The sequence below is a fragment of the Arthrobacter sp. ISL-65 genome (assembly GCF_018613795.1).
GTDB lineage: Bacteria > Actinomycetota > Actinomycetes > Actinomycetales > Micrococcaceae > Arthrobacter.
In genome coordinates this window covers 113,576-134,565 of sequence record NZ_JAGGPN010000042.1, presented here as the reverse complement: position 1 = coordinate 134,565, position 20,990 = coordinate 113,576, and the positions used below count along the sequence as shown (strand labels likewise).

At 66.1% G+C, this 20,990-nt stretch carries 15 protein-coding genes; 3 read left to right on the top strand and 12 right to left on the bottom strand.

Translation table 11 applies throughout. The features are described 5' to 3' along the window. Positions 1-305: 305 nt before the first annotated feature. From J7I85_RS19135 to J7I85_RS19125, 3 genes are read right to left on the bottom strand one after another with little or no spacing between them, the layout of a single operon-like run. Positions 306-4,205, bottom strand: a complete 3,900-nt coding sequence (locus J7I85_RS19135; RefSeq protein ID WP_214855424.1) for a 1,4-alpha-glucan branching enzyme — start codon at positions 4,203-4,205, stop codon at positions 306-308. A 1-nt stretch (position 4,206) separates the two neighbouring features. Beyond that, positions 4,207-6,003, bottom strand: coding sequence for a maltose alpha-D-glucosyltransferase (gene treS / locus J7I85_RS19130; protein ID WP_214855421.1), 1,797 nt, complete (start codon positions 6,001-6,003; stop codon positions 4,207-4,209). Positions 6,004-6,009: 6 nt separating this feature from the next. Continuing rightward, positions 6,010-8,082 (bottom strand): alpha-1,4-glucan--maltose-1-phosphate maltosyltransferase, encoded by a 2,073-nt coding sequence (locus tag J7I85_RS19125; RefSeq protein ID WP_214855404.1) that lies wholly within the window; start codon positions 8,080-8,082, stop codon positions 6,010-6,012. A 131-nt stretch (positions 8,083-8,213) separates the two neighbouring features. Here J7I85_RS19125 and glgP point away from each other — a divergent pair, with 131 nt between their 5' ends. Continuing rightward, complete coding sequence (glgP, locus tag J7I85_RS19120; protein WP_214855401.1) at positions 8,214-10,832, top strand: alpha-glucan family phosphorylase; 2,619 nt, start codon at positions 8,214-8,216, stop codon at positions 10,830-10,832. 33 nt (positions 10,833-10,865) lie between these two features. Here glgP and J7I85_RS19115 read toward each other — a convergent pair whose 3' ends face one another. The 3 genes from J7I85_RS19115 to glgX are packed head-to-tail and all read right to left on the bottom strand — an operon-like array spanning position 10,866 to position 13,859. Then, on the bottom strand, positions 10,866-11,222 hold the full coding sequence (locus J7I85_RS19115; protein WP_214855398.1) for a barstar family protein: 357 nt from the start codon (positions 11,220-11,222) through the stop codon (positions 10,866-10,868). A gap of 4 nt (positions 11,223-11,226) precedes the next feature. Next, on the bottom strand, positions 11,227-11,721 hold the full coding sequence (locus J7I85_RS19110; RefSeq protein WP_214855383.1) for a ribonuclease domain-containing protein: 495 nt from the start codon (positions 11,719-11,721) through the stop codon (positions 11,227-11,229). Positions 11,722-11,738: 17 nt separating this feature from the next. Next, complete coding sequence (glgX, locus tag J7I85_RS19105) at positions 11,739-13,859, bottom strand: glycogen debranching protein GlgX (protein WP_214855380.1); 2,121 nt, start codon at positions 13,857-13,859, stop codon at positions 11,739-11,741. A gap of 115 nt (positions 13,860-13,974) precedes the next feature. Between glgX and J7I85_RS19100 the strand changes: the two genes are divergently transcribed. Continuing rightward, positions 13,975-14,784: a carbon-nitrogen hydrolase family protein gene (locus J7I85_RS19100; RefSeq protein WP_214855368.1), complete on the top strand. Its 810-nt coding sequence runs from the start codon at positions 13,975-13,977 to the stop codon at positions 14,782-14,784. A gap of 173 nt (positions 14,785-14,957) precedes the next feature. On the opposite strand, the gene rlmB is transcribed toward J7I85_RS19100, so the two are convergent. From rlmB to J7I85_RS19070, 6 genes are all read right to left on the bottom strand, one after another. Further along, a complete protein-coding gene (gene rlmB, locus J7I85_RS19095) occupies positions 14,958-15,959 on the bottom strand; it encodes a 23S rRNA (guanosine(2251)-2'-O)-methyltransferase RlmB (RefSeq protein WP_214855365.1) in 1,002 nt (333 codons plus the stop codon). A gap of 92 nt (positions 15,960-16,051) precedes the next feature. Then, on the bottom strand, positions 16,052-17,506 hold the full coding sequence (gene cysS / locus J7I85_RS19090) for a cysteine--tRNA ligase (RefSeq protein WP_214855340.1): 1,455 nt from the start codon (positions 17,504-17,506) through the stop codon (positions 16,052-16,054). A gap of 32 nt (positions 17,507-17,538) precedes the next feature. Next, positions 17,539-17,865 (bottom strand): hypothetical protein, encoded by a 327-nt coding sequence (locus J7I85_RS19085; RefSeq protein WP_214855337.1) that lies wholly within the window; start codon positions 17,863-17,865, stop codon positions 17,539-17,541. Between the two features lie 101 nt (positions 17,866-17,966). Further along, entirely contained in the window at positions 17,967-18,494 is a 528-nt protein-coding gene (gene ispF, locus J7I85_RS19080) for a 2-C-methyl-D-erythritol 2,4-cyclodiphosphate synthase (RefSeq protein WP_374102498.1), read from the bottom strand. A gap of 8 nt (positions 18,495-18,502) precedes the next feature. Continuing rightward, positions 18,503-19,285, bottom strand: a complete 783-nt coding sequence (gene ispD / locus J7I85_RS19075; RefSeq protein WP_214855334.1) for a 2-C-methyl-D-erythritol 4-phosphate cytidylyltransferase — start codon at positions 19,283-19,285, stop codon at positions 18,503-18,505. A gap of 189 nt (positions 19,286-19,474) precedes the next feature. Next, positions 19,475-19,957: a CarD family transcriptional regulator gene (locus J7I85_RS19070; protein WP_003801164.1), complete on the bottom strand. Its 483-nt coding sequence runs from the start codon at positions 19,955-19,957 to the stop codon at positions 19,475-19,477. Between the two features lie 325 nt (positions 19,958-20,282). On the opposite strand from J7I85_RS19070, the gene J7I85_RS19065 reads away from it, so the two are divergent. Beyond that, on the top strand, positions 20,283-20,855 hold the full coding sequence (locus tag J7I85_RS19065) for a hypothetical protein (RefSeq protein WP_308159552.1): 573 nt from the start codon (positions 20,283-20,285) through the stop codon (positions 20,853-20,855). The last annotated feature ends 135 nt before the right edge of the window (positions 20,856-20,990 follow it).

Genomic DNA, 20,990 nt, shown 5'->3' with positions numbered 1-20,990 from the left:
GCAACTTTTCAAACTTACCCGCTCGCTTCATCCGAGTCAAATCGGCGGTTTTCATCCGGCCCAGCCTGTTGGCTTCCGGATCACCTTGCCGACTCGCTCCGGGGAGCGGCGCAAAAATAAACTCTACCACTACCTCGGCCGAATGCCAACTGCGCCGGGGCAACGCCGAGGAGGGTCCGGAATCCCATGGGATTCCGGACCCTCCTCTAGAGAAGCAACCACCCGGGTGGCCGGCCTCCGCCGGGTCTTAGACCAGCGGTCCGCCAGGACTTACAGGAGCGTTCCGATGAGCGATGCGTCGGGACTTAGGCGAGGGGCCCGCCGGGCAGAACAGCTTTCCCGGTCCCACCCTTCGGTTCAACACCCCTCGGTTCAACAACTCCGGTCTCAACAACTCCGGTCTCAGCAGACCCGGTCTCAGCGGCCCGGGTACCAGCGGCCCGGGTCTCCGCAGCCGTCGGCCCGGCAAAGATGGAATCAGCCTCCGTAACCTTCGCCCTGGCTGCGGCCGCCGAGGTGATCACGCTGGACTCAGCAGGCTTGAAGTACGCGGCGCCCAGCGGAGGCAGCGTAACCGTAAGAGTTGCCGGCTGGCCGTCCATGCCCTCGTCCTCTGCGGTCAGCGTGCCGCCGTTGAGGACGCCCGATCCGCCGTAGTCCTCGGAGTCTGTGTTCAGGACCTCGGTCCAAGCTCCGCTCGAGGGCACGCCCAGGGCGTACTCCTTGTGCGGGCCGCCGGAGAAGTTGACGGCACAGACCAGCGGGTTGCCCTCGGTGTCCCAACGGACAAAGGTCAGGACGTTGTGGTCAGCGTCGGCCCCGTTGATCCACTGGAACCCGCCGGGCTCGTTGTCCCGGGAGTACAGCGCCGGCGTGGACTTGTACAGCTCATTCAGTTCCTTGAGGAGGAGCTGAACGCCGCGGTGCGCCGGGATGTCGGCGAGCCACCAGTCGAGGCCGTGCTGCTCTGACCACTCGGCTTCCTGGCCGAATTCCGTGCCCATGAAGATCAGCTGTTTGCCCGGGTGCGCCCACTGGTAGCCAAGGAAGGCGCGGAGGTTGGCCAGCTGCTGCCAGCGGTCGCCCGGCATCTTGCGGAGCATGGACCCCTTGCCGTGGACCACCTCATCGTGGCTGATGGGCAGCAGGAAGTTCTCGGTGAAGGCATACACCAGGGAGAACGTGACCGTTCCGTGGTGCCACTTACGGTTGACCGGGTCTTCGGAGGTGTACTTGAGCGAGTCGTGCATCCAGCCCATGTTCCACTTGAGGCCGAAGCCGAGGCCTCCCTGGCTGGTGGGCGCTGTGACGCCGGGGAAGGCGGTGGATTCCTCCGCGATCATCACGGCGCCGGGGTGGGTTTTGTACACCGTGGCATTGGTCTCCTGGAGGAACGAGATGGCCTCCAGGTTTTCACGGCCGCCGAAGCGGTTGGGCTGCCACTGGCCATCTTCCCGCGAGTAGTCCAGATACAGCATGGACGCGACCGCGTCCACGCGCAGGCCGTCGATGTGGAACTCTTCGAGCCAGTACAGCGCGTTGGCCACGAGGAAGTTCCGGACCTCGGTGCGCCCGAAGTCGAAGATGAGGGTGCCCCAGTCCGGGTGCTCGCCAAGGTTCGGGTCAGCGTGTTCGTAGAGCGGCTGCCCGTCAAACTGCGCCAGGGCCCAGTTGTCCTTCGGGAAGTGTGCCGGCACCCAGTCCAGGATCACTCCGATGCCTGCCTGGTGGAGCGAGTCCACGAGGAACCGGAACTCATCGGGATGCCCAAAGCGGGACGTGGGCGCGTAGTAGGAGGTGACCTGGTAGCCCCAGGAGCCGCCGAAGGGATGCTCGGCCACGGGCATGAACTCGACATGGCTGAACCCGAGCCACTTCACGTACTCGACGAGTTCCTTGGCCAGCTCACGGTAGCCCAGGCCCAGGCGCCAGGATCCGAGGTGGACCTCGTAGACGCTCATGGGCGAGTTGTGCGGATCCGCGGCGGCGCGTTCCTTCATCCAGTCCGCGTCCTGGAACCGGTAATGCGACTCGACAACCCTGGACGCGGTGAGCGGCGGCACCTCGGTGCCGAAGGCCAGCGGGTCGGCCTTCTCTACCCAGTAACCGCCCTTGGTTTTGATTTCGTACTTGTAGCAGGCGCCGGCCGGGACACCCGGGATGAACAGTTCCCAGACGCCCGAGGAGCCGAGGGACCGCAGCGAGTTTTCCCGCCCGTCCCAAGCGTTGAAATCGCCCTTGACCCGGACCGCTTCTGCGTTGGGGGCCCACACGGCAAAGGACACGCCGTCAATGTCGCCCATCGAGGACTTGTAGTGCTGCACGTGCGCACCCAGTACGGTCCAGAGCTTCTCGTGGCGTCCTTCACCGATCAGGTGCAGGTCCACTTCGCCCACGGTGGGAAGGTAGCGGTACGGATCGTCCACGGTCACCGGCGCGGCGTCCTCGTACGTCACCTCAAGGCGGTAGTCCGGCACGTGGCCGTGCTGCAACGGCTCCAGCACCGCCACCCAGACGCCGTCGGCCTCGTGGGTCATGGGCACGGTTCCGGCCTGGGTCACCACGTTGACCGCCTCCGCAAGGTGCTTGACGGTGCGGATGGTTACGTGACCGTAGTCGTCCAAATGGGCACCAAGCACCGAGTGCGGCGCGTGGTGTTCACCGGCCCCGACGCGTGAGAGCGTGTGCGCGTCCACGTGCAACGGTGCGTGGGGGCTGTCGGTGTGTGCAGAGCCTGTCATGTTCTTACCTTCCGCTGCTGCTCCGGCCGGTTCGCCGGAGCTTTTAGTGCTGAGGAGCCGCCTGGCCGCATTCACCGGAATGGCCAACCAGCCCGGCCGGTTGCGCAACTCGTACACGACTTCGTAGAGCGCCTTGTCCAGCCACAATGCCACAAAGAGCGGCGACTTACGGTCCACCGTACCGGGAGTTACTTCCGCGTAGCCTGCCAGGAAGGCCTCGGTGCAGTCGTCCACCCAGGACTCAGGGACGCGGACGTCCGGCTGTTCCCTTTCGGCGGCGCCCGCCGCGTAGTCAAAGGAGCGCAGCATGCCCGTCACGTCCCGGAGCGGGTCGTCGGGGAAGTTGCGCTCGGAGATTGGCCGGAGCGGCTCCCCCTCGAAATCGAGGATGGCCCACCGGTCGCGGCCGCCTTCGGCGCTGGGAACCTTTAGGATCTGGCCGAGGTGGAGGTCGCCGTGGATGCGCTGAAGCGCCCCGGCCGGGGTGCCTTCGAGCCGGCTGAGCAGGCTTTCCAGCCCTTCTTCGTAAGGCCCGACGGCGGGTCCCGCCTCCGCCCACGTCTGGCGCACGCGCCGGGCTACTCCGGGGGCAATATCCCCGCCCGGAACCGCTTCGGCCGAAACACCCAGCGTTTCGGCGAGCCTGCGGTGGACTGTGGCCGTCGCATGGCCAAGGGCATGCGCCTCGGCCGTGAAGTCCACTCCCCCGGCCGCCGCGTCAACGGCGAGCCGCCACGCGTCCCGGCCACCGGCCAGGAATTCGTGGGCGACTGCCAGTTCGCCCTGGGCAGGGCCGCCCGATGCGGGCTCGCCCTGGCGAAGTTGCCCTTGCGGGTACCACTCGCCGGTGACCCAGCCCAGCGTGGCGGGGACCTCCGGGGTGCGTGCCGCGGACAGCGCGGCGCCGACCTCCACCTCCGGGTTTCGCCCGGCCGAAAGCACACGGAAGAACTTCACGATGGCCGCGGAGTCGCCGTCGTCCACTATCACCGACGTGTTGGACTGTTCGCCCGACAGGACACGCACCGTCCCGGAGGCCTGCGGCAGCGGCTGGCCGGCCCCGGCAAGGTGGCCGCTGGCGGTGCCGGCGGCTTCCTCCGTCCGCATCAGATCCAGCCATGCGGCAATGAAGGCGGGGTCGTGGACGGCGTCGTAGACCCAGCGGTGCCCCAGTTCGGCGTCGTCGCTTTCACCGATCAGGGCCCGTTCGGCGCCCGGCAGCGGCTGGCTGCGGTAGCTGAGCGGGATCTGGACGACGTCGGTGCGGGAGACGCCTTCGGCCGTTTTGGAGTCAACGGACGCGAGGAACACCTCCAGGCCGGCCTGCCCGGTGGAATCGTCCAGGACCAGGCCGCCCACAGGCGCCAGGGTGAATTCCGGGGACTTCACCGGGAACCACCGCTGGGCCGGAAGCCAGTCGCGGAGCAGTTGTTCGAGTGTGGGTGTCAGTGTTGTTTGGGTCATCTCATCCCTCAATCGACAGTATCGGCATCGCTTGCGTAAAGGGTGAAGCTGGGTTGGAAGCAGTAGCCCGCACGCGCAGCCAGAAGAAGTCATGGCTGCCGAGCGTCAGCGTCAGCTGGCCGTCAGCACTGATGCCGGGGAACGGCTGGCCTCCGAAGACGTCCCGCAGGCCCCGCCCGGAAAAGTCCGGAAGCCTCAGCGTGGTGGACACCGGATGCTGGGAAAGGTTGAAGACGCACAGGATGGATTCCGCCGGTTCGCCGGCTGCGTTGCCCTCCGGCAGTTCGCGGAGATAGGCCAGCACCACCTCGTGGTCCGCCTCCACATGCTTGAACGCCCCGAGTCCGAACGCCGGGTGGTTTTTCCGCACGCTGAGGATCTGCCGGGTCCAGCGCAGCAGCGATCCGGAATGGGCGGCCTCGGCCTCCACGTTCGCCATGGCGTAGTTGTAGACCAGCGACTGAATCACCGGGAGGTACAGCTTGCCCGGGTCGGCGTTGGAGAAGCCGGCGTTGCGGTCGGGGTTCCACTGCATGGGGGTGCGGACGGCGTCACGGTCCTCGAGCCAGATGTTGTCGCCCATCCCGATCTCGTCCCCGTAGTACAGGAAGGGGCTCCCCGGCAGGGACAGCAGCAGGGCGTTGATGAGCTCGATTTCCGCCCTGGAGTTGTCCAGCAGCGGCGCTAGCCTGCGCCGGATGCCGATGTTGGCCCGCATGCGCGGGTCCGGCGCGTACCAGCCGAGCATGGCGGCCCGCTCATCGGCTGTGACCATTTCCAGCGTCAGCTCGTCGTGGTTGCGCAGGAAGGTTCCCCACTGCGCGCCGGCGGGGATGGCCGGGGTGTCGTGCATCGTCTCGATGATGGGGGCCGCCTTCTGGTCACGCAGCGCGTAGTAGAGCCGCGGCATGATCGGGAAGTGGAAGGCCATGTGGCATTCCGGTTCCTCCTCGGTGCCGAAGTACTCCACCACCTCGTTGGGCGGCTGGTTGGCCTCGGCGATGATGACGCGGCCGGGGTAGCTCTCGTCCACCATCTTCCGCAGCTTGCGCAGGAACTCGTGCGTGGCCGGGAGGTTTTCGCAGTTGGTCCCCTCCTCCTCGAACAGGTACGGAATGGCGTCCGCCCGGAACCCGTCGATCCCCTGGTCCAGCCAGAACCGCACGACGTCGAACACAGCGTCGATGACCTTCGGGTTCTCGAAGTTCAGGTCGGGCTGGTGGCTGAAGAACCGGTGCCAGAAGAACTGCCGCCGGATGGGGTCGAAGGTCCAGTTGGATTCCTCCGTGTCCACGAAGATGATGCGCGCGTCCTGGTATTTCTCGTCCGTGTCACTCCACACGTAGAAGTCACCGAAGGGACCGTCAGGGTCCTTCCTGGACTCCTGGAACCAGGGGTGCTGGTCTGAGGTGTGGTTCAGCGGGAGGTCGATGATGACCCGGACGCCGCGTGCATGCGCCTCGGCAACCAGCCGCTTGAAGTCGCTGATGGTGCCGAACTCGTCCAGGACGGAGTTGTAGTCCGAGATGTCATACCCGCCGTCCCGCAGGGGTGACTGGAAGAACGGCGGCAGCCACAGGCAGTCCACGCCCAGCCACTGCAGGTAGTCCAGCTTCTCGATCAGCCCGTGGAAGTCGCCCGAACCATCGCCGTTGGCGTCCGCAAAGCCCCGAACCAGCACTTCGTAGAACACCGCTTTCCGGTACCACAGCGGATCATGCTGCAAACCCGGTGCATTCAGCTCAAACGTGCTCTTGGGGGTGAAGTGTTTGGTGGGGCTCTGCGGACTGAAACTCACTGGCGGCTACCTCCGGATGCTCAGGATGTGTACAGGTTCAACATGTGCATCCAGCCTCACGTAGTTGTACTCCCCCCATTCCCACGACTCGCCGGAGATCAGGTCATCCACCCAGAATCCGCCGTTCGGGGTGAGGTCGGCCGGGTCGAGCCCCAGCGCGGACAGATCCAGCGACACCATGCCTTCCCTCGCACTGTGCGGGTCCACGTTGGCCACCACGATGATGGTGTCCCTCGTGCCGTCCGGGAGAGTCTTGTGCTTGGAGTAGACGACCGTGGCATCGTCCGTGCTTTGGTGCACGGTGAGGTTCTGCAGATCCCCCAGCGCCGGGTGGGCCTTGCGGATTTCGTTGAGCCTGGTCAGGTACGGCGCGAGGGTCCGGCCGGAGGCGGAGGCAGCGTCCCAGTCGCGGGCCTTGTACTCGAACTTCTCGTTGTCGATGTACTCCTCGGCACCGGGCCGGGCCACGTGCTCGTACAGTTCGTAGCCGGCGTACACGCCCCACAGCGGGCTCGCGGTTGCCGCCAGGGCAGCACGGATCTTGAACGCCGCCGGCCCGCCGTACTGCAGGTACTCGGTGAGGATGTCCGGGGTGTTGACGAAGAAGTTGGGCCGGAAGAAGGCAGCCGACTCGCGGCTCACGTGGTGGAAGTACTCCTCGAGTTCCTTCTTGGTGTTGCGCCACGTGAAGTAGGTGTAGGACTGCTGGAAGCCTGCCCTGCCCAGCGCGTGCATCATGGCGGGACGGGTGAAGGCCTCGGCCAGGAAGACGACGTCGGGGTCCTTCTTGTTCACCTTGCCGATGAGCCACTCCCAGAACCACACCGGCTTGGTGTGCGGGTTGTCCACCCGGAAGATCTTCACGCCGTGGCTGACCCATAGCTGGACGATCCGCAGGATTTCCTTGGACAGGCCCTCAGGGTCGTTGTCGAAGTTGAGCGGGAAGATGTCCTGGTACTTCTTCGGCGGATTTTCGGCATACGCGATGCTGCCGTCCACGCGGGTGGTGAACCATTCCGGGTGCTCGGTGACCCAGGGGTGGTCCGGGGCGGCCTGGAGTGCCAAATCGAGCGCTACTTCCAGGTTGAGCTCATTCGCCCGCGCCACGAAGGCGTCGAAGTCCTCGAAGGTTCCGAGGTCGGGGTGGATGGCGTCGTGCCCGCCTTCCTTGGCGCCAATGGCCCACGGCGACCCGGGATCGTTTGGGCCGGCGATCAGCGTGTTGTTGGGGCCCTTGCGGTGCTGCACGCCAATCGGGTGGATCGGCGGCATGTAGATGACGTCAAAGCCCATGCCGGCCACGGCATCAAGCCGGTTGGCGGCGGTCCGGAAATTGCCGGACGTCCAGGCGCCCGTGCCGGGGTCGCGCACCGCGCCCTCGGAGCGCGGGAAGAACTCGTACCAGGACCCGCGGCCTGCGCGGTCCCGCTCTACGAGCAGGGGAAACGGTTCGGAGACGGTGACAAGCTCACGGATCGGCTCGCGCTCAACCACGCCGGCGACGTCCCGGCTGAAACCTGCGGCCAGGCGGTCCTCGGGCGACAAGGAGGTGTCCGAAAGGATGGTGGCTGCAGAGCGCAGCGTCTGCCGGTCGGCATCGTTCCGGTCCGGCTCCTCGGCGGCCTCCAACAGCAGCGCGGACCCCTCCGCAAGCATCAGCTCGACGTCGATGCCCGCGTCCACCTTGACCTCGGCGTTGTGGTGCCACGTGCCGTAGCGGTCATGCCAGGCCTCGATGACGAACGACCAGTTCCCGGTGGATTCCGGGGTGAGCAGGCCTTCCCAAAGGTCGGTTCCCTTGCCCCGGTCCCCGGACGGCGGCTGGAGCCGGACCCGCTGGCGCTCGTTGCCCTTCGGATCCAGGAGGACCGCACTGACGCCCAATTGGTCGTGGCCCTCGCGGAAGGACCTGGCGCTGACCACGATTCCTTCACCGGGCAGCGCCTTGGCCGGGAACTTCCCCCCTTCGACAACAGGCTGAACGTCGGTGATAGGGAAACGGCCAAACCGAAGGCCTTCCGTGATCGAAACTTTCGGCGTTTGCTTTGCTGGGGCACTGGTTCGCGTGTTAGTCGTCACAGCCTCGACGTTAGCGAGAAATGGGGCGAATTGCTAAGCCTGCGAACTTAATTACTGAAGCGATTCGTCATTTACCGGAAAGTAATCAAAAGCGGTTCCTGCCGTTCACCCAGTCGGTTAGTGTGGCGCAGGTGAAGGCAATCCGCAGATTTACCGTCCGTACCGTTCTTCCCGAGCCGATCCGGCCGCTGGCCCGGTTGGCGACCAACCTGCGCTGGTCCTGGCACCGGCCCACCCGGGAACTGTTCGAAAGCCTGAACCCGCGCGTCTGGGCCCAATGCGGCAATGACCCGGTCAGCTTCCTAGGCCTGGTGGGCCGTGAGGAGATGCACCGGCTCGCGATAGACCAGGCCGTGGTGGCCCGGGTGCAGGCGGCAGCCGCGGACCTGGACCGGTACCTCACGGAACCCCGCTGGTACCAGGGGCTGGGCAGCGACGCCCCCGCCTCAATCGCCTACTTCTCCCCCGAGTTCGGCATCACCGAAGTCCTGCCGCAATATTCGGGCGGCCTCGGCATCCTCGCCGGCGACCACCTGAAGGCCGCCTCCGACCTCGGCGTGCCGCTGATCGGCGTCGGGCTGCTCTACCAGGCCGGCTACTTCAAGCAGTCACTCTCCCGGGACGCCTGGCAGCAGGAGACCTACCCAGTCATCGACCCCGACGGCCTGCCCCTGACGCTGCTGCGGGAGCCCGCCGCGGACGGCAACGGCAAGCCGCTGGAGATCTCCCTGCCTCTGCCCAACGGGCGGCACCTTGCGGCACACATCTGGCGTGCCGACGTCGGACGCGTCCCCCTCCTGCTGCTGGACTCCAACGTTCCCGGAAACGACGACGCCGCCCGCAGCATCACCGACCGCCTGTACGGCGGCGGCGGCGACCACCGGCTGCAGCAGGAACTGCTGCTGGGCATGGGCGGGGTCAAGGCGCTGCGCGCCTACCAGAAGCTCACCGGCACGCCCGCGCCCGAGGTGTTCCACACGAATGAGGGCCACGCCGGATTCCTCGGCGTCGAACGGATCCAGGAGCTGATGGCCGGCGAGCAGGCGCTGACCTTCGACGAGGCCCTCGCCGCCGGACGCTCGTCCACGGTGTTTACAACCCACACGCCTGTTCCGGCCGGCATCGACCGATTCGAAGCCGCACAGATCCAGCACTTCTTCGAAGCCGGCCTGGCGCCGGACGTTCCCACGTCGCGGATCCTCGACCTGGGCCGGGAGAACTTCAGCGAGGGCAACCCCTTCGTCTTCAACATGGCCGTGATGGGCCTGCGCCTCGCACAGCGGGCCAACGGTGTTGCCAAGCTCCACGGCGAAGTCTCGCGCGGCATGTTCTCGGCGCTGTGGCCGGGATTCGACCACTCGGAGGTGCCCATCACCTCCGTGACCAACGGCGTGCACGTGCCAACCTGGGTTGATCCCCGGATCGCGAAACTCGCCCGTGAGCGGTTTGGACCCGAAGCTGAGGTGATGGGCCGCTGGGACCTCGCCTACAACGTCTCCGACGCCGAGGTGTGGGCGCTCCGGCGTGAGATGCGCGTTTCCCTCGTGGAGGATGTGCGGCGCCGGCTGCGGGCTGCGTGGAAAAAGCGCGGCGCAGCCGATGCCGAGCTGGCGTGGACGGACTCGGTGCTGGACCCGGACGTCCTGACCATCGGGTTCGCCCGGCGCGTGCCCACGTACAAGCGGCTGACCCTCATGCTGCGTGACCCGGAGCGCTTGAAGGCGCTGCTGCTGCACAAGGAACACCCCATCCAGCTGGTCATCGCGGGCAAGTCCCACCCGGCGGACGACGCAGGCAAGAAGATGATCCAGGACCTGGTCCGCTTCACTGACGATCCCGCCGTCCGGCACCGCATCGTCTTCCTGCCGAACTACGACATCGCCATGGCCCGGACGCTGTTCCCGGGCTGCGACGTCTGGCTGAACAACCCGCTGCGGCCGCTCGAAGCCTGCGGCACCTCCGGCATGAAGGCCGCGATCAACGGGTCGCTGAACCTGTCCGTCCTGGACGGCTGGTGGGATGAGATGTACGACGGCGAAAACGGCTGGGCGATCCCCACCGCCAACAACGGCGCGTCCGCCGATGAGCGCGACGACATCGAGGCCGCGGCGCTGTACGAGCTGCTCGAGACGCAGGTGGCGCCGCGGTTCTACGGCAACACCGTCTCCGAAGCGGCCGGCGCCGCAGGGCCGTCCGAGTCCGGCCACGAGAAGATCCCCACCCACTGGGTCTCCATGATCAAGCACACGCTGGCCCATCTGGGCCCGGCGGTCTCGGCCGAACGGATGCTGCAGGACTACGTCAACGTCCTGTACCGGCCCGCGGCGGTTTCGGGACGCGAAGCGGTGGCAGGCTCCTACGCTCAGGCCAAGGCGCTGGCGGCGTGGGTCGCCAAGGTCCGGGCGGCCTGGCCCCAGCTGCACGTGGAGCACGTGGACTCGCTGGGCGTCTCGGAGGACCCGCAGATCGGTGACACCCTCCAGGTCCACGCCTACGTGGGACTGCACAACCTGTCCCCGCAGGACGTGGCGGTGGAGGTGGCGTACGGGCAGGCAGCCGAAAGCGACGAACTCGCCAACGTGACCATGGTGGAACTGGAAGCCAAGGAGGAGCTCGGAAACGGACGCCACCTCTTCGCCGGGTCCGTCGTCATCGACCGCTCCGGGTCCTTCGGCTACACCGTGCGAGTGCTCCCCAAGCATGACGCCCTCGCGTCCAAGGCTGAGCTGGGGCTGATCGTCAACGCGTAGGTCCGCTAGCCCGACGCCGAACTCCGCGGCGGGCTAGATCAGCACGGCCATAACGGCAAGGTCCTTGCCGGCGTAGCTCTCGGCGTCCTGGAGGATCTCGCAGATAACGCCGAACGAGCGGTCGGCGCGGAAGGCCGCGGGGACCTGCCAGATCACGGTCAGGGGCTTCGCGCCGTCGTCGGAAATGGCGTCGGCGAACTCATGCAGGGAGTCGTTGAGCGCATCGAAGTTCACGCCGAAGTGCTCCGGAAAATCCAGGGCCTCGCCGAAGGCGGCGAGCACGGACTTCTTGGAGTCGGCGGCAGGGACCAGCAGGCTCCGGCGGCCGGCGTCGGCCACCTGCTCCCGGAGTTCTTCGAGGGTCCAGGTGTCGCCGGAATAGATCTTCATGGTGCTATTTGCCTTCTGCTATGAACTTGAACGATTCGTAGTGGTCCGGCGTGTAGTACTTGTCGCCGGACTGTCCTGCCACGATCCTGCGGGCGCCCCGGTCCGACTCGCCGGGCGTCGGCACCGTGTACTCCTTGTAATATCCGCCGGCCTTGCGGGGCAGAATGCGCTCGAAGTTGCCGAACGTCACCCCGTCGCGGGTGTACGGGTAGGGGCCGCCCTGCCGGATCAGGGCGAGGGTCCGCCGTCCTTCGGCCGGCAGCTGGGACTCCCGGATGGCGGGGAGGCCGGACACGTTCGGGACGCCAGTCCCCATGCCGGCCGACGGCGGCGCTGCGGCGGGTGCCGATGTCGGACGCGCGGTGGGTGCCGACGTCGCCGTTCCCTGCGGACCCGCAGCGGGCGGTGTGCCGCCCGGCGCGATGAAAAGGTTGAAGACCGCGAGGGCAGCCACGGCAAGCCCCAGCAGCAGCGTTCCGATAGTCCAACGCCTGCGCATGCCCGTTTCCCTGTAAGTTATGTGCGGTAAATGTTGATGGTGTAGGCCTGCACCTCGTCAGGCTCGCCGGAAACGACCAGGGCGCCCTGGCGCCGGTCGTGGAGCTCGGACGTGGTGAGGCGCAGATCGAAGACCCGCTTGCCGGTGCCGTCGTCGTTGGTGACCTGCGGAAGGGTGACCTCGATATCCTCGGGACCGCCGTTGACCACGATGAGCCCGGCCACGTGCCCGTCATCGGAACCGAGCAGCAGCTGAACCACCCGGTTTCCCGAATCGTTCCACCGTTCCATGGTCATGGGCTGCCCGCCCTGGTCATACCAGTACAGGTAGGAGCGGGCGTCGCGGACGGGGTAGTTGTGCGGCTGGGCGGTCAGGAACTCCTTGCGGAGCCGGATAACGCGCTTGGTGCTCCGCAACATCGCATGGGATTCCGGCGTGCTGGTCCAGTCAACCCAGGTGAGGGGATTGTCCTGGCAGTACGCGTTGTTGTTGCCCTGCTGGGTGCGCCCGAGCTCGTCCCCAGCCGTGATCATGGGAACGCCGAGGGAAATCATGAGCGAGGCCATGAGGTTGCGCTTGCTCTGGGCGCGGCGCGCCAGGATGCCCTCGTCCTCGGTGCGTCCTTCGAAGCCGTGGTTGTAGCTGCGGTTGTCGCCGTGCCCGTCCCGGTTCTGCTCACCGTTCGCCTCGTTGTGCTTGCGGTCGTAGGACACGAGGTCGGTCATGGTGAAGCCGTCGTGGGCGGTGATGTAGTTCAGCGAGGCCAGCCGCGAGCGGCCCGACGGTTCGAACAGGCTCGCCGAGCCGGACAGGGCATCGGCCAGCCGGGCCACGGAGGCGCCCCGGCCGCCGTTGTCGAGCGCTGCACGGTCCGCCACCCAGAAGGAGCGCACGGCGTCGCGGTAGTGGTCGTTCCAATCCACCCAGCCGCTGGGGAACCGGCCGGTCTGCCAGCCGCCGTAGCCCACGTCCCACGGTTCGGCGATCAGTTTGACGCGGGAGAGCACTGGGTCCGCGGCGACCGCCACGAGGAAGGGGTGGTGGGGGTCAAACTCGTTGGCTGCGTTCCTGCAGAGCGTGACCGCCAGGTCGAAGCGGAAACCGTCGATATGGAACTCGTCCACCCAGTACCGCAGGGAGTCCAGCACCATCTGGATAACGCGGGGTTCGCCGAAGTTAAGGGTGTTGCCGCAGCCTGTGGTGTCGACGTATCTTCCGTTGCCGTCGGTGCGGTAGTACTTCTGCTCGCCGAGGCCCCGGAAGCTCAGGGTGTGGCCGTCGGGCCCGCCTTCGGCCGTGTGGTTGTAGACGACGTCAAGGATGACCTCGAGGCCGGCCGCATGCAGCAGCTTGACCATTCCCTTGAACTCGTCCTGGACGGCCTGCGGCCCGGCTTCCTGGGCCGACTTGGTGGCGTACCCGGGGTACGGGGCAAAGAACGCTGCCGTGTTGTAACCCCAATAGTTGGTGAGGCCGAGGTTCTGGAGGTGTGGCTCGTCCAGGTGGAAATGCACGGGCAGCAGCTGCAGCGCTGTGATGCCGAGACCGGTGAGGTGCTCGATCATCGCGGGGTGGGCCATGCCGGCGTACGTGCCGCGCAGGGCCTCCGGGATGTCCGGATGGAGCATGCTCTGTCCGCGGACGTGTGCCTCGTAGACGATGGTGTTGCGCCACGGTGTATTCGGTTTCTCGTCAGCGGCCCAGTCGAAGTCAGAAGACATCCTGACGCTGGTCAGGAATCCGTCGCGTTCGTCGACGGCCCGGCCGTAAGGGTCCAGCAACAGCGGTTGCCGGCTGCCGCCGTCGTCGTCAAAATCAACCGTGAAAACCGCAAGCGGCAGGACCTCTTCGCCCTTGGGGGCTGCGCGGAAGCCGTACCGTGAGCCCACGGGGAATCCGTCCACCACGCCGTGGTGGACGCCGTTCGGAAGGCCGGACAGGGTCTGAAGGCGCCAGCTTTGGCCGGGCGCCTGGTAAGCCACCTCCAGCTTGGTGATGCCGGGCGCATAAACGGCGACCCTTGCACGGCCGCTTGATGCCCCGTCTCCGCCGGGAACTTGGCGCGCTTCGCTGACCCCGAGGGGAAAGGCCTGGGGGTCGTCCGCCGTCAAGGCTGTGTCTAAAAGGGGCATTACCATCAATTAAAGCTTATCTGTCACAGCGAAATAGCTGATCTATTCCGGCATGTTACGCATGCGGGGAACGTGGCGGTACCGCTGAACGCTGTAATGACGCACCGACGTGGAGGTTTTCGTGAAGATTGCATTGGCTCAAGTCATCACCGGCAGGGATGTGGCCGGGAACCTCACCGTGGTCGAGGAATATGCCCGCCGCGCCAAGGACGGGGGCGCCGAGATCGTCGTTTTCCCCGAGGCCACGATGCGGGCATTCGGCAATTCCCTGCTGGACATCGCCGAGCCTTTGGACGGCCCCTGGGCCAGCCGCGTCCGCTCGATCGCTGACCAGTTGGGGATAGTAATCGTTGCCGGAATGTTCACCCCAGGTTCATCGCCGTCCGAAGGGCAGACAAAAGTCCGCAATACGCTGCTGGTGGCCGGGCCGGGCGTGGACGCCAGCTACGACAAGGTGCACCTGTTCGACGCCTTCGGGTTCCTGGAGTCGGACACCGTGGACGCTGGGACCGGCCCCGTAACGTTCGACGTCGGCGGCCTCACCTTTGGCTTGGCCACCTGCTACGACATCCGCTTCCCGGCCCTCTTCACGGCCAACGCTGATCGCGGAGCCGTTGCCAACATCGTCTGCGCGTCCTGGGGCTCCGGCCCGGGCAAGGTTGACCAGTGGCAGCTCCTTGCCCGTGCCCGCGCCGTGGACACCACCACCTACGTCCTCGCCTGCGGCCAGGGAGATCCCGCCACCCAGGGCATCGAACCCCGGGGCGCGGCGCCCACGGGCGTGGGGCACAGTGCGGTCGTCTCGCCTTTCGGGCAGGTCCTCGAAGAGCTCGACGGCGCCCCCGGCCTCCTGTTCGCCGACCTGGACCCCGCTCTGGTCAAGGAAGCCCGCACCAAGCTCCCGGTCCTGGCCAACCGCCGGGAGTTTTAGGGGACAAAACCCTTCCTCAGATCTTGCAGGAATAACACTGACCCTCCTGCAGATCCTGCCGCTTTAAACGAAACGCTTCCGCACCAAGGTGCGGAAGCGTTTGCCGTTTCCCTGCGGAAGCTGAGGAAGCGTTTGCCGTTTCCCTGCGAAAGCTGAGGGAGCGTTTGCCGTGGTTACATGGCGGCGCGCTGGCGGGAGACTTCGTAGAGGGAGATGCCGACCGCCATGGAGGCGTTCAGGGATTCCATGGCGGAGTCGATCGGGATGGAAACGATCTGGTCGCAGTTCTCCCGGACGAGGCGGCTGAGGCCCTTGCCCTCGGAGCCGACCACGATGCACACGGGTTCGGTGGCAACGGTGAGATCCGGCAGCGAGACGTCGCCGTCGCCGTCGAGTCCCAGCACGAAGACGCCCATGTCCTTGAACTGCTTGATGGCGTTGTTCAGGTTGGAGGCGCGGGCCACAGGAACGCGGACCGCGGCGCCGGCGCTGGTCTTCCATGCGGCGGCCGTGACGCCCACGGAGCGGCGCTCAGGGACGATGACACCGTGGCCGCTGAAAGCCGAGACCGAGCGGATGATCGCGCCGAGGTTGCGGGGGTCGGTGATGCCGTCCAGGGCAACGAAGAGGGGTGCGTTCGCGATGTGTCCCTTCTTCCAGCCTTCCACTGTCTCTTCGGCCAGGTCGTAGGCGTCCTGGTACTCGTACGGGGGAATCTGCAGCACGAGCCCCTGATGCACGGCGTCGTCGGTCATCCGGTCCAGCTCGGGCTTGCCGGTTTCCAGCAGCGGAATGCCCCGTTCGGCGGCGATCTTCAGCGACTCCTTGACGCGGTCGTCCATCTCAATGCGGATGGCCACGTGCAGCGCCTTGGCCGGAATGCCGGCGCGCAGGGCCTCTACGACGGAGTTGCGGCCGGTGACGACCTCTTCGGTGGCGCGCCCCTTCGGGCCCGACCGGGCACCGGCACTGCGGGTGCCGCCTGCACCAGCGGGTCGCTTTGCTGCGGAGCGCTCCGCGAGCTGCTTGCTCTTGTGCGCCTTGTGGTAGGGGCGGTCCTCGGCCTTGGGGGTTGGCCCCTTGCCTTCGAGAGCCTTGCGGCCGTGGCCACCGGTTCCGGTGGTGGGGCCCTTCTTGAGCTTGCGGACTGCGCCCGGGCGACCTTTGTTGGCCATGAATTCCACCCTTGGTTGTATTGAGTAAGTCTGGACTCCAGTCTACTGACTGACCTCAAATCGTTGACCGGGCGGGCGCTGACCCCCGGAGGCTAGCCGCGCTGCAGGCTCCAGGTGGCGCCGTCAGCGTTGTCTTCGACCAGGACGCCGGCCGCCGCAAGGGTGTCCCGGATTGCGTCGGAGGCAGCCCAGTCCTTCTTGGAACGGGCCTCGGCGCGGGCGGCGAGTTGCGCTTCAATGAGCGTCCCGAGCGCACTGGTGGCCTGGTCGTCGACGGCGGGCTGCGCGGCTTCGCTGATGCCCAGGACCCTGAGCATGTCGGTCACGCTGGCCAGGGCCTGCCGCGTCGCCGTCAGGTCGCCATCGGTGAGGGCCGAGTTTCCGGCGCGGACTGTGTCGTGCAGCGCCGCAAGGGCCTGCGGCACGTTGAGGTCGTCGTCCATTGCAGCGGCGAACGCCTCCGGAACGGTGCCGTCGCTGCCAAACAGCAGGGCGCCGTCGTTGGACAGCGCGCGGACGGCGCGGGCGACGAAACCGTCAATGCGTTCGACGGCGGCCGCGGCCTCCTGCAGCGACGTCGGCTGGTAGTCCAGCACAGAGCGGTACTGTGCCTGGCCCAGGTAGTAACGGACCACGCGCGGCGGCGCGATTTCCAGCATCTCGGCCGGGCTGACGGTGTTGCCGACGGACTTCGACATTTTTTCGCCCTGGTAGGTGACCATGCCGTTGTGCATCCAGAAGTTGGCGAAGCCGTGGCCTGCAGCCTGGGACTGCGCCATCTCGTTTTCGTGGTGCGGGAAGCGCAGGTCCAGGCCGCCGCCGTGGATGTCGAATTCGGTGCCAAGGTATTTCGTGACCATCGCCGAGCATTCGAGGTGCCAGCCCGGCCGGCCGGCCCCCCACGGCGAAACCCAGCTCGCCGTCGTCGGCTCCCCCTCCTTGTAGCCCTTCCAGAGGGCAAAGTCCCGGGGGTCCTTTTTGCCGCGCGGGTCGGCGTCCGCGGCGCCCTGCATGTCATCGATCTTCTGCCGTGTCAGCGCGCCGTACTTGTTCCAGGAGCGCACGTCGAAGTAGACGTCCCCGGAGCCGTCGAGGGCGGGGTACGCGTGCCCGCGGTCGATGAGCTGCTGGATCAGTGCGTGCATCTCCGGGATGTGGCCGGTTGCCCGCGGCTCGTACGTTGGCCGGGACACGCCGAGGGTGTCGTAGGCCTTGAGGAACTCCTGCTCGTAGCGGTAGGCCAGCGCCCACCATTCCTCCTCCGGCACGGCGCCGGGCTCCTGCTCGAAGTCGGGATGGAAGGATGCCTCGGACTTCGCGAGGATCTTGTCGTCGATGTCGGTGACGTTGCGGACCACCGTGACGCGGAAGCCGCGGTACTCAAGCCAGCGGGTGAGCTGGTCGAAGGCGATGGCGGAGCGGATGTGCCCCACATGCGGCATTCCCTGCACCGTGGCACCGCAGTAATACAGGCTTACCTTTCCCGGTACCAGGGGAACGAAGTCGCGGACTTCGGCGGATGCAGTGTCGTAAAAGCGCAGGGTCACCGCTCCAGATTAGCCGATGCCAATGTCCCCGCTTACTTGCAGACTTCGCCGATCCGGTTGTTCTGCTTGGCGAGTTCAGCCGTCTGCTCCGAACTCTTGTTTCCCAGCGAGGTGCCGGCCACCTGCTTCATGATGTCGGCCATCTTCTGGATGGGGTCGGCGACGTCCTGGGCCACCTTGTCGGCGACTTCCTGGTAGTGCTTGGCGATCTGGTCTGCCTGCTGCTGCTGGTTGCCCGTGGGCTTGAACGTGTCGCCCTGCAGGAACTTGCAGCTCTCCTCCACGCTCATGCGGGGGCTGCCGGCACAGCCGGCCAGAAGCATCCCTGCGATCACGACGGCGGGAAGCAGCTTTTTCACGGCGGGTCTCCTGAGATTGCGGTACTGGTACTTATTCCAGCGTAGGCGATTTGGCTGCAGGTGCGGACAGCCGCCCTGCAGGCCGGTTACACCGGGGGCAGCTACGCTGCCGGGTAGACCAGGGCCGTGGCTACTGCGGAAATGCCTTCGCCGCGGCCGGTGAAGCCGAGGCCGTCGCTGGTGGTGGCCGTAACGCTGACCGGGGCTCCTGCGGCCTCGGTGAGGACTCGCTGGGACTCTTCCCGGCGCGGGCCGAACTTGGGCCGGTTGCCCACGAACTGCACCGCGATATTGCCGATCTCGAAGCCCGCTGCCCTGACGATCCGGGCTGCTTCGGCCAGAAGCGTGACTCCGGAGGCCCCGGCGAATTCGGGCCGGTCTGTGCCGAAGTGAGTGCCCAGATCACCGATTCCGCAGGCGGAGAAAAGTGCGTCGGCGGCGGCGTGCGCTACGGGATCGCCGTCGGAATGGCCGGCGAGGCCCTGCTGCCCCTCCCAGAAAAGCCCGCCCAGCCAGAGCGGCTGCGGGTCGCTGTCCGGGGCAAAGGCGTGCACGTCGATGCCGATGCCTGTCCGGGGCAGGAGTACCGGGGTCCGCGAAGCGTTGTGGGTCATGGCACCTTCAGTCATGTGGTTTGTCAGCCTTCCACCCAGCGGGCGCCGAGGGGTCCCTCGAGCAGGCCCTCGGCGATGATGAGGTCCAGCGGTGTGGTGATTTTCAGGGACTGGCTGGCTCCCCGGACGGCGTGCACCGGCACGCCAAGAAGCTCCACCAGCATGGCGTCGTCGGTCACCGCGGCGGCCTGGCGCTCATCGAAGCCTAAGGCCGCTTCGTGTGCCCGCCGCAGCACGGAGACCTTGAAGCCCTGCGGTGTCTGGACTGCCCGTAGCTCCTCGCGGGGGGCGGTTCCGGTGACGAGTTCTGGTGCGATGTCCGTGGCCGGCCCCTCGGTGGCGGCGACCGTCTTGACGGTATCCACCACCGGAATCACAGGAATCACCGCATCGGCGCCGGCAGCCAGAGCCTGGGCCACCCGGTGGAAAACCTTCTCCGGCGTCAGGGCGCGGGCGGCGTCATGGACCAGAACCGCTTCCGTGCCGTCCTCGATGGCGGCCAGAGCGGAACGGACGGAATCCGCCCGGGACGCGCCGCCGTCGACCATGGTGAGGAGCGGGCCGCCGTCGACCAGCTCCACCCGGAAGTCTTCGCAGAGCCGGCGGAGTTCCTCATCACCGGCCGGCAGCGCGATGCAGACCTGGCTGGCAATGCCTGCCGCGACGATCCCGCGGAGCGCGTGCATCAGGATCGGTTCACCACCCAACGGCACGGCGGCCTTCGGCATGCCATACCCCAGCCTCTGCCCGGACCCGGCGGCGACGAGGATCACGGCTGTCACGGGGAGCTTGGGTGCAGTGTTCATGCGCTCTAGCCTACGTCCCACCCGCACTCCCCCTCCATCACCCAACTGCTCCCCCATCTGGGTAGCAGCTGCGGGCGTTCTCACCGCTGGGAACGCCATCAGCTGCTACCTAGATGGGTGTTTTTGGGCCGGGTAATTTTGGGCAAGAAGAAACCCCGGCGGCACTTTGCCACCGGGGTTCAATTCTTGTCAGGAAGCCAAGACCTCGTCGAGAACGCTCGCAGCCTTCTCTTCGTCGGTCTTTTCAGCCAGGGCCAATTCTGAGATCAGAATCTGCCGGGCCTTGGCCAGCATTCGCTTCTCGCCTGCGGAAAGGCCCCGGTCGTGATCCCGGCGCCACAGGTCGCGAACGACCTCTGCAACCTTGATGACGTCGCCGGAAGCAAGCTTCTCCAGATTTGCCTTGTAACGACGCGACCAGTTGGTGGGCTCCTCAGTGAACTCGGCGCGGAGCACATCAAACACGTGCTCCAAACCGTCTTTGCCCACTACGTCGCGAACCCCAACAAGGTCAACGTTCTCTGCTGGAACTTCAATGGTCAGATCACCCTGAGCCACCTTGAGCTTGAGATACATCTTCTCTTCGCCCTTGACAGTGCGCATCTTGATCTCTTCAATTTTTGCTGCACCGTGGTGAGGGTAAACTACTGTCTCGCCGACCTCAAAAACCATGTGGACTTTCCCCTTTCCCGCAGACCAGTTTATCACGATTAAGGCATATGACTGGCATGGAAACGGTCCCGGAACCCCGTAAATCCGCGGAAAATGGCCGAAATCATCCACCCAGACCCCTTGACGAACGCGAACAATAGTGCATCGCATGCAGGCCCACAAGCGTTACGCGCGGGTAGTTGCGGGTCTCCGTCGACGGCTTCAGGCCCCCCTGAAGCGGCGTCGGAGGGGCCGGTCATGTGGAGGGGCCGAATCCTTGTTTGGCGCTCTTTGCCGATAGGCTATGCCTGAAAACTGTTTCAAGACTTTTCGAGGAGTGCGTGACGTGCGTTTCACTGCGATGAACCGGGGCCAGAGCGGCAAGATGGCAATGGCGGCAGCCGCCTTGAGCGCCGGCCTGCTGGCCCTGACGGGCTGCGGCTACGTCAACGCCCAGCAGACCTCTCACCAGTACGCTGCCTCCGACGGAACCCGCGCCGAGGTCGGACCGGTGCAGCTGCGCAACATGCTGATCGTTTCCGCGGGCGAGAACCAGCCGGGCCGCGTCATCGGCGCCGTCTACAACTCCTCTTCGAAGGACGTCAAGGTCACCCTTAAGGGAGCCGAAGGCGCGCAGACCGAAGTTCCGGTGAAGCAGAACTCCTACACCTTGCTCAACGAATCCGCGGACGAAGCCATCCTGAGCACGTCCGGCGGCAAACCCGGATCCCTCGTGGACGTCCAGGTGACCGAGGACGGCACCAACGTCAACAAGACCGTGAAGATTCCTGTGGTGGACGGCACGCTGAAGGAATACGCCGCCTACCTGCCCGGCGGCACGCCGAGCCAGACCGCAACGCCGGGTGAAACTGCAACGCCGAGCGACACTGCCTCGGCCACGCCCACCGAAAGCCACTAGCAGCGCAGGCCACTGACGGCCGCTTACTAGAGCAGCAATACGAAGAAGGAGGGGTTCCCGGCCGGGAACCCCTCCTTCTTCGTATTTATCGGTGCTCCGTGTTTATCGGTGCTTCGCGTCGTCGGCGCCTCGCCC

Excerpts from the sequence above, each read along its gene's own strand:
- J7I85_RS19135 (WP_214855424.1), bottom strand. The coding sequence starts at position 4,205 with ATGACCCAAACAACACTGACACCCACACTCGAACAACTGCTCCGCGAC.
- J7I85_RS19115 (WP_214855398.1), bottom strand. The coding sequence starts at position 11,222 with ATGAAGATCTATTCCGGCGACACCTGGACCCTCGAAGAACTCCGGGAG.
- J7I85_RS19110 (WP_214855383.1), bottom strand. The coding sequence starts at position 11,721 with ATGCGCAGGCGTTGGACTATCGGAACGCTGCTGCTGGGGCTTGCCGTG.
- glgX (WP_214855380.1), bottom strand. The coding sequence starts at position 13,859 with ATGGTAATGCCCCTTTTAGACACAGCCTTGACGGCGGACGACCCCCAG.
- rlmB (WP_214855365.1), bottom strand. The coding sequence starts at position 15,959 with ATGGCCAACAAAGGTCGCCCGGGCGCAGTCCGCAAGCTCAAGAAGGGC.
- ispF (WP_374102498.1), bottom strand. The coding sequence starts at position 18,494 with ATGACTGAAGGTGCCATGACCCACAACGCTTCGCGGACCCCGGTACTC.
- ispD (WP_214855334.1), bottom strand. The coding sequence starts at position 19,285 with ATGAACACTGCACCCAAGCTCCCCGTGACAGCCGTGATCCTCGTCGCC.
- J7I85_RS19070 (WP_003801164.1), bottom strand. The coding sequence starts at position 19,957 with ATGGTTTTTGAGGTCGGCGAGACAGTAGTTTACCCTCACCACGGTGCA.